Consider the following 9,048-nt stretch of genomic DNA (forward strand, 5'->3'; position numbering starts at 1 on the left):
TCGGACCCAGAGTCACGACCTGCGCGGTAATGCTCTTCCATTATCAATGTCAGACCCCCGTGGTGTCATTCCCTCATGTCCGCACCGCACACCGAACTGACGCCGGGCGCGCTCACCGAACCGGGTATGCGCGGGGCAGTCCGCGTGATCGGGGGTCCCGGTACCGGAAAGAGCACCCTGCTGGTCCGGACCGCCGCCGCGCACATCGCCGCCGGGACGGACCCCGAATCGGTTCTGCTGCTGACGGGTTCGGCCCGGATCGGCGCCCAGGCCAGGGCCGCCGTCACGGCGGCGCTGCTGCAGGCCGGCGACCGCGCGGTCGTGCGGGAACCGCTGGTCCGCACCGTGCACTCCTACGCCTTCGCGGTGCTGCGGTTGGCCGCCCAGCGCAACGGCGACCCGCCGCCGCGGCTGATCACCAGCGCCGAGCAGGACGGCATCATCCGCGAACTGCTCGCAGGTGATCTCGAGGACGGCGACGCCTCCGCGGTGGCATGGCCGGCGCATCTGCGACCGGCACTGGCCACCTCCGGCTTCGCCACCGAGCTGCGCGACCTGCTGGCGCGCTGCACCGAGCGCGGCGTGGATCCCGTTGAGCTGCAACGCCTCGGGCGTCGAGCGCGTCGTCCCGAGTGGCTGGCGGCCGGCCAGTTCGCGCAGGCCTACGAGCAGATCATGCTGCTGCGCTCCGCGGTCGGCATGGCCGCGCCGCAGGCCACCATCCCCGCGCTGGGCGCGGCCGAACTCGTCGGGGCGGCCCTGGAAGCCTTCGCCACCGACGCGGACCTGCTGGCCGCTGAACGGGCGCGGGTGAAGCTGCTTCTGGTCGACGACGCCCAGCAGCTGGATCCGCAGGCGGCCCGGCTGGTGCGGGTGCTCTCTGACGGCGCCGAACTCACCGTCGTCGCAGGAGATCCCAACCAGGCGGTGTTCGGCTACCGCGGCGCCGACCCCGCGCTGCTGCGCGGCGAGGAGCCGGCGATCACGTTGACGCAGTCGCATCGGTGCGCGCCCGCGATCGCCGAGGCGGTCACCGCGATAGCGGGACGGCTGCCCGGAGCGGACCCGGGACGGCGCCTGGCGGGCGCCGAGGAGGCGCCGGGCTCGGTGCACGTGCGCATCGCCGCCTCACCGCACGCCGAGTCAGCGCTCATCGCCGATGCGCTGCGCCGTGCCCACCTCGTCGACGGGCTGCCCTGGTCGCAGATGGCGGTGATCGTGCGATCGGTGCCGCGGCTCGGAGCCGCGCTGGCGCGGGCGCTGGAAGGCGCGGGCGTGCCGGTCGAGATGGCCGGCACGGGTGTCGCTTTGGCCGATCAACCCGCCGTGCAGGCGTTGTTGACGGTGCTTGACGCCACCGCGCACGGACTCGACGGCGAGCGGGCACTCGCGCTGGTGACCGGGCCCATCGGCCGGGTCGATCCGGTATCGCTGCGGCAGTTGCGCCGTACCCTGCGCCGCGCCGACGGCAGCCGGCCGCCGCGCCCGTTCTCCGACCTACTGGTCGCGGCGCTCGAGGACGGCACCGACGCGTTGCCCGACCACCTGGCCCGCCCGATCCGGCGCATCCGTGCGGTGTTGACCGCGGCCCGCCGCACCGTCGACGAAGGCAAGGATCCGCGCTACACCCTGTGGCAGGCATGGCACCGGTCCGGTCTGCAGCGGCGCTGGCTGACCGCCAGTGAACGCGGCGGCAGCGCAGGCACGCAGGCCGACCGCGACCTCGACGCGGTCACCGCGCTGTTCGACGCCGCCGAGCAGTACGTCAATCACACCGCGGGCGCGTCGCTGCGGGGCCTCATCGACCACGTGGCGGGGCTGGGGGCTCCGGCAGCCCCGCGGGACGAGCGCGACGCCGAGGCGGTCGCCGTGCTCAGCGCGCACGCCGCCCTGGGCCGCGAATGGGATTTCGTCGTGATCGCCGGGATACAGGAAGGACTGTGGCCCAACACCATCCCGCGCGGCGGGGTGCTCGGTACTCAGCAGCTGGTCGACGTCCTTGACGGGGTCGCGGCCCACGACGAGCGCGGGCTGTCGACGCGGGCGCCCCTGCTGGCCGAGGAGCGCCGGCTGCTGATCGCCGCGATGGGGCGAGCCCGTCACCGGCTGTTGGTCACCGCGGTCGACAGCGACAACGGCGCAGAGTCGATGCTGCCGTCGTCGTTCTGCTACGAGCTGGCCGCGATGGCCACCGAAGACGCTCCCGCCGAGACGGCACCGGTCAAGGCGCCGCGGCTGTTGACCCCTGCGGCGTTGGTCGGCCGGCTGCGGGCGGTCGTGTGCGCACCCGACGGCGCCGTCGACGACCGCCTCCGCACCTGCGCGGCAACCCAACTGGCTCGGCTGGCCGCCGCCGGGGTGCCGGGCGCGGACCCCGCGCAGTGGTACGCCATGACCCCGGTCTCCACCGACGAACCCCTGTGGTGCGGCGACCACACCGTCACGCTGTCGCCGTCGACACTGCAGATCCTGACCGATTGCCCGTTGCGCTGGCTGCTCGAGCGCCACGGCGGCACCGACGGCCGCGATGTGCGCTCGGCGATCGGCTCACTGGTGCACGCGTTGGTCGCCGACTCGGGCAAGTCCGAGAGCCAGATGCTCAACGAACTGGAGAAAGTCTGGGACAAGCTGCCCTTCGACTCCGCGTGGTATGCCGGCAACGAACTCAACCGCCACCGGTCGATGCTGTCCACGTTCCTGCAGTGGCGGGCGCAGAGCCGGCGAGAGCTGACCGAGGTCGGCACCGAGGTCGACGTCGACGGGGTCATCGCGGGCGGCGACGACAGCGGGCCGCAGGTGCGGGTGCGCGGCCGGGTCGATCGGATCGAGCGCGACAACGCCGGCCGACTGGTGGCCGTCGACCTCAAGACCGGCAAGAGCCCGGTCACCAAGGACGAGGCGCAACGTCACGCCCAGCTGGCGATGTACCAACTGGCCATCGCCGAAGGCATGGTGTCCCAAGGAGATTCGCCCGGGGGCGGACGCCTGGTCTATCTCGGCAAGACGAACGCCTCGGGCGCGTCCGAGCGGGAACAGGACGCGCTGACTCCCGACGCGCACGCCGCGTGGCTTGACGCCGTGCGCCGCGCCGCCGCGGACACCCAGGGGCCGCAGTTCGTCGCCCGCATCAACGACGGCTGCAGCCATTGCCCGGTCCGTGCGATGTGCCCTGCCCAGGCGGCGACGGGTGGCCGGTCATGACGCAGCGCTACAGCCCCGCCGAACTCGCAGACAGGCTGGGCCTTTTCCCGCCGACCGACGAGCAGGCCGCGGTGATGGCCGCCCCGCCGGGACCGCTCGTGGTCATCGCGGGCGCCGGGGCGGGCAAGACCGAGACGATGGCCGCCCGGGTGGTGTGGCTGGTCGCCAACGGCTACGCCGCGCCGGGGGAGGTGCTCGGGCTGACCTTCACCCGAAAGGCCGCAGCGCAGCTGCAGCGACGGGTCCGCACCCGGCTGGCGCGGCTGGCCGGGGCGGGTCTGGTGCCCGAGGCCGGAAGCGGCTGCCCCGCTGACTACGACGAGCCGGCCACCATCAGCACCTACCACGCGTTCGCGGGCAACCTGCTACGCGAGCACGGTCTGCTCCTGCCGGTCGAGCCCGAAACCCGACTGCTCAGCGAAACCGAGTTGTGGCAGTTGGCGTTTCGCGTGGTGTGCGAGCATCTCGAGCTGGAGACGGACAAGACGCCGGCGGCCATCACGTCGATGGTGTTGCGGCTGGCCGGTCAACTCGCCGAACACCTGGTCGACACCGATCAGCTCCGCGACACCCATGTCGAACTGGCGCGGCTCGTGCACACCCTGCCCGCGGGCCCGTACCAGCGTGACCGCGGACCGAGCCAGTGGCTGCTGCGGCTGTTGTCAACCCAGACCGAGCGCACCGAGCTCGTGCCGCTCATCGACGCGCTGCACCAACGCATGCGCGTCGAGAAGGTCATGGACTTCGGTATGCAGATGGCCGCGGCGGCCCGGTTGGCCTCGTCGTTTCCCCATGTCGGCGAACAACTTCGCAAGCGCTTCCGGGTGGTGCTGCTCGACGAGTACCAAGACACCGGCCATGCGCAGCGGGTGGCGCTGTCGTCGCTGTTCGGCGGTGGAGTCGACGACGGCCTGGCGCTGACCGCGGTCGGGGACCCGATTCAGTCGATCTACGGCTGGCGCGGCGCGTCGGCCACCAACCTGCCCCGGTTCACCACCGATTTCCCGCTTTCGGACGGCACCCCCGCACCGACCCTGGAGCTGCGGACCAGCTGGCGCAACCCGCCGCGTGCGCTTTATTTGGCCAACGCGGTCTCCGCGCACGCGCGGCGACGGTCGGTCGCGGTGCGCACCCTGCGCCCCCGCCCCGACGCCGAGCCCGGCACCATCCGGTGCGCACTGCTCAACGACGTGGTGGCCGAACGTGAGTGGGTGGCAGACCACGTCGCAGGCATCTACCACCGGTCACGAGCCGACGGCGCCGCACCCCCGACCGCCGCGGTGTTGGTGCGCCGAAACGCCGACGCCGCGCCGATGGCCGACGCGCTGAGCGCCCGCGGTGTCCCGGTCGAGGTGGTGGGGCTGGCCGGGCTGCTGGACGTGCCCGAGGTCGCCGACGTGGTGGCCATGTTGCGGTTGCTTGCCGAGCCCAACGCGGGCAGCGCCGCCATGCGGGTGCTGACCGGCCCGCGGTGGCGGCTGGGGGGACGCGACATCGCGGCGCTGTGGCGACGCGCGGTGGACCTCGACGACGGCGGCGCGGGCACCGACGACGGGGTGGTCGCGCGGGTCGTCGCGCAGGCGGCGCCCGACGCCGACACGGCGTGCCTGGCCGACGCCATCTGCGACCCGGGTCCGGCGACGGCGTATTCGGCGGCCGGGTACGCCCGAATCGTGGCGTTGGGCCGCGAGCTGACCGCGTTGCGTGCGCATCTGTCGCATCCGCTGCCCGAGCTGGTCGCCGAGGTGCGCCGGGTGCTCGGTGTCGACGTCGAAGCCCGTGCGGGCCAGCCGGTTTCGGCGGGATGGTCGGGCACCGAGCACCTCGACGCGTTCGCCGACGTGGTGGCCGACTTCGCCGGAGGCCCGGCGGCGACCCTGTCCGGGTTGCTGGCCTATCTCGATGCCGCCGCCGAGGTGGAGGACGGGCTGGCGCCCGCGGAGGTCGCCGTCGCCCCCGACAGGGTGCAGATCCTCACCGTCCACGCGGCCAAGGGCCTGGAGTGGCAGGTGGTGGCCGTGCCCCACCTCAGCGGCCGGGTCTTTCCGTCGACCGGGACCACCCGCACGTGGCTCACCGATGCCGGTGACCTGCCGCCGCTGCTGCGCGGCGACCGAGCCACCGCATCCGAACACGGCGTGCCCGTCCTGGACACCTCCGACGTGAACGACCGAAAAAAGTTGTCGGACAAGATTTTCGACCACAAGAAGCTTCTCGAGCGGCGTCGCATCGACGAGGAACGCCGCCTGCTGTATGTGGCGCTGACCAGAGCCGAGGACACGCTGCTGCTGTCGGGTCATCACTGGGGGCCCACCGAGGCCAAGCCACGCGGACCGTCGGAGTTCCTGCAGGAACTCAAGGACATCATCGACCAGTCGACCGCTGCCGGCGACCCGTGCGGGGTCATCGAGCACTGGGCTCCCGTCCCTGCCGATGGCGAGCCGAACCCACTGCGGGACAAGGTGATCGAGGCCGTATGGCCTGCTGACCCAGCCGGCCCCCGGCGCAGTGATGTCGATCGGGGTGCCGAGCTGGTGGCGCAGGCGATGGGCGGGGCATTGCGGCCCGCGTCCGCCGCCGCCGACGAGGGCTGGGCATCCGACGTCGACGCGCTGCTGGCCGAACGCGACCACGTGGCCGACCGGCCCGCGCCGTCGCTGCCCGCGCAGATCTCGGTGAGCACCATGGTCGAACTCGGCCGCGACCCCGACACGGCGGCACAGCGGCTGCGGCGCCGGCTGCCGGCCCGGCCGGATCCGCACGCGTTGCTGGGCACCGCATTTCACGACTGGGTGCAGCGGTTCTATCACGCCGAGCGGTTGTTCGACCTGGACGACCTGCCCGGCGCGGTTGACCACGACAGCGGCGTGATGGACGAACTCGCCGAACTGCAGGCCACGTTCGCGGTGTCACCGTGGGCCGCTCGGACGCCGCTGGACGTGGAGGTGCCGTTCGACATGGTGATCGGCGGTCGGGTGGTGCGGGGCCGCATCGACGCGGTGTTCGCCGAACCCGACGGCGGCGCGACGGTGGTGGACTGGAAGACCGGTGATCCGCCTGCCACCCCGGAAGCCCAGCGGCACGCGGCCGTTCAGTTGGCGGTGTATCGGCTGGCATGGGCGCAACTACACGGCTGCCCGGTGGAATCGGTGCGCGCCGCGTTCCACTACGTGCGCACGGGAACGACCGTCGCACCCGAGCGGCTTCCCGACGTCGAGGAGCTGGCGGGCCTGCTCGAGGCGCACGCCGCCTAGGAGTCGCGGTAGATCTTGAGCGCCTCGAGGACCATCGGGACCTGCAGCGGCAGCCGGGCCAGCGCACCGACCCGCATCACCAACGGCTTGTTCTTCCACAGCCGCACCATGTTCACGTTGGCCGGAAACACCGCGACGAACAGTGCGACGGCGGCCAGCGCTCCCAGACGACGGGTCCGCGGCGCCAGCAGCAACGCTCCGGTGGCGAGCTCGGCCACGCCGGACGCATAGGTGTAAAACCGCGCTACCTGGCAACTCGGCGGGGACGATCTCGTCGAACGGCTTGGGGGTCAGAAAGTGCAGGCTGCCCACACCGAGCAGCATCGCCGCCATCCGGTAGGCCGGGGCCGGGTTGGCGAGCCGCTGCAGCTCGGGAGGGGGAGACGTCATGGTTACATAATGGCGTGCGCTCACTCGCAGCGGTGACCGATTCACGTGGCTGAAGGCAGACTGCGGCGCCGGCTCCGCAGGTTCGACGACTCGCTGGCCGATCGGCCGGTGCACGCCCTCACCGACAGGGTGCAGATTCCGACCGAAGCGGTCAGCCCTGCGCGGCGCATCACCGTGCGGGTCATCTATGCGTTGCTGGCGCTGTTCGCGGCGGTGCTGATCGTGTACGTGGACCGCGACAGTTACCGCGACGTCCAGGGTGAGGGCCTGTCGTTCCTGGACTGCCTGTACTACGCGACGGTGTCGTTGTCGACCACCGGATACGGTGACATCACGCCGGTCACCCCCGGCGCCCGGCTGGTCAACGTCCTAGTGATCACTCCGCTGCGGGTCGCGTTCCTGATCGTGCTGATCGGTACGACGGTCGAAACGCTCACCACGCAGTCGCGGCAGGTCTACCAAATCCAGCGATGGAGGAACAAGGTGCGCAACCACATCGTGATCGTCGGCTACGGCACGAAGGGCAGAACCGCGGCGGCCGCGATGGTCGGCGACGAAGTGGCGCCCGCCGACATCGTGGTCGTCGACGAGGACCCGACAGCGCTGGAACGCGCAAAGAGCGCCGGTCTGGTCACCGTGCGCGGCAACGCAACCGACTCAGAAGTGCTGCGGCTGGCCAGCGCGCAGCACGCGAGGGCGATCATCGTGGCGACCAACAGCGACGCCAGCGCGGCGCTGGTCACGCTCACCGCACGCGAGCTGGCGCCGAAGGCCAAGATCATCGCCGCTGTGCGGGAAACCGACAACGAGCATCTGCTCAAACAGTCCGGTGCGGATTCCACGGTGGTGACCGCCGAGACCGCGGGCCGGCTGCTGGGCGTCGCGGTGCAGACACCCAGCGTCGTCGAGATGATGGAGGACCTGCTGACGCCGGACCGCGGCTTCGCGATCGCCGAACGCGAGGTCACCCCGAAAGAGGCCGGCGGGTCGCCGCGGCACCAGACCGACATTGTGCTCGGCGTGGTACGCAACGACAAGCTGATCCGCGTCGACGACCCGGAAGTGGATGCGCTCGAACTCGGCGACCGGCTGCTCTACATACGCAACGCGGACGCCGACCGATGACGGCCTATGGGTTTCAGCTGCGCCACATCCCGCTGCTGTCCCGTGTCGGCGCGGACCGCTCCGACGCGTTGCGCACCGACGTCGACGCCGCCATCGCCGGGTGGGCCGATGCGGCGCTGCTGCGGGTCGACCGTCGCAACCAGGTGTTGATCTCCGGTGGCAGCGTGGTGCTGGGCAACACCGCCGGCCTGGGCGACAAGCCACCGGAGGACGCCGTCTTTCTCGGCCGGCTCAACGACGGCAGGCACGTGTGGGCGATTCGGGCGCCGCTGGAAGCGCCCGACGATCCTGACCTGAAAACCGAGGTGCTTGACCTGCGCCGCGGCGGTCAGATCTTCGACGATGTCAGCGCGCAGCTGCTGGCGACGGCCACCGCGCTGCTGAACTGGCACGACAACGCCCGGTTCAGCGCGCTGGACGGGGCGCCCACCAAACCGGCCAAGGCCGGCTGGTCGCGGGTCAACCCGGCCAACGGCTACGAGGAGTTTCCTCGCATCGACCCGGCCGTGATCTGCCTCGTGCACGACGGACACGACCGCGCGGTGCTGGCTCGGCAGACCGGGTGGCCGCCTCGGCTGTTCTCACTGCTGGCGGGGTTCGTCGAGGCGGGGGAGTCGTTCGAGTCGTGCGTCGTGCGCGAGATCGCCGAGGAGATCGGCCTGACGGTGACCAACGTGCAGTATCTCGGCAGCCAGCCGTGGCCGTTTCCACGGTCGTTGATGGTCGGGTTCCACGCGATCGGCGACCCCGACCAGGAGTTCTCGTTCAATGACGGCGAGATCGCCGAGGCGGCCTGGTTCACCCGCGCGGAGGTTCGCGAAGCTCTCGACGCGGGCGACTGGAGCAGCGACTCGTCGTCGCGGCTGCTGCTGCCCGGTTCGATCTCGATCGCCAGGGAGATCATCGAATCCTGGGCCGCGCGGGACTGACTCGCCCAGATTCACACTCGCCGAAAGGACAAACGGGCGGGAAAGTGCGAGTAGATCTCGCCATCTCGTCGATCTCGGCGCGGAGCCGGTTCCCCGACTAGCTGTAATGACCAGGCAGGTTGTGAACGGCGTGGCGTGAGGAAGTAGGT

General features: G+C 71.2%; 4 protein-coding genes and 1 pseudogene. 4 read left to right on the plus strand and 1 reads right to left on the minus strand.

The window, feature by feature from the left end; all coding sequences use genetic code 11:
* Positions 1 to 75 precede the first annotated feature (75 nt).
* Complete coding sequence (locus tag MELE44368_RS21600) at positions 76 to 3,201, plus strand: ATP-dependent helicase (RefSeq protein ID WP_128110388.1); 3,126 nt, start codon at positions 76 to 78, stop codon at positions 3,199 to 3,201.
* Entirely contained in the window at positions 3,198 to 6,455 is a 3,258-nt protein-coding gene (locus MELE44368_RS21605) for an ATP-dependent helicase (RefSeq protein WP_128110389.1), read from the plus strand. Before MELE44368_RS21600 ends, MELE44368_RS21605 begins: the two co-directional genes overlap by 4 nt.
* Here the strand turns inward: MELE44368_RS21605 and MELE44368_RS21610 are convergent.
* A pseudogene (locus MELE44368_RS21610) lies at positions 6,452 to 6,845 on the minus strand (DoxX family protein). The gene MELE44368_RS21605 and the pseudogene MELE44368_RS21610 sit on opposite strands and share 4 nt — an antisense overlap.
* A 45-nt stretch (positions 6,846 to 6,890) precedes the next feature.
* On the opposite strand from MELE44368_RS21610, the gene MELE44368_RS21615 reads away from it, so the two are divergent.
* Together MELE44368_RS21615 and nudC are read left to right on the plus strand one after the other, a co-directional pair.
* Complete coding sequence (locus MELE44368_RS21615) at positions 6,891 to 7,970, plus strand: potassium channel family protein (RefSeq protein WP_128110390.1); 1,080 nt, start codon at positions 6,891 to 6,893, stop codon at positions 7,968 to 7,970.
* Positions 7,967 to 8,899 carry an NAD(+) diphosphatase gene (gene nudC, locus MELE44368_RS21620; protein WP_128110391.1) on the plus strand — a complete coding sequence of 311 codons (933 nt, stop codon included), beginning with the start codon at positions 7,967 to 7,969 and terminating at the stop codon, positions 8,897 to 8,899. The genes MELE44368_RS21615 and nudC overlap by 4 nt, the downstream gene beginning before the upstream one ends.
* Positions 8,900 to 9,048 lie beyond the last annotated feature (149 nt).

Source organism: Mycolicibacterium elephantis DSM 44368 (genome assembly GCF_004014805.1).
In the GTDB taxonomy this organism is placed as follows: domain Bacteria; phylum Actinomycetota; class Actinomycetes; order Mycobacteriales; family Mycobacteriaceae; genus Mycobacterium; species Mycobacterium elephantis.

Excerpts from the sequence above, each read along its gene's own strand:
- nudC (WP_128110391.1), top strand. The coding sequence starts at position 7,967 with ATGACGGCCTATGGGTTTCAGCTGCGCCACATCCCGCTGCTGTCCCGT.
- MELE44368_RS21600 (WP_128110388.1), top strand. The coding sequence starts at position 76 with ATGTCCGCACCGCACACCGAACTGACGCCGGGCGCGCTCACCGAACCG.
- MELE44368_RS21605 (WP_128110389.1), top strand. The coding sequence starts at position 3,198 with ATGACGCAGCGCTACAGCCCCGCCGAACTCGCAGACAGGCTGGGCCTT.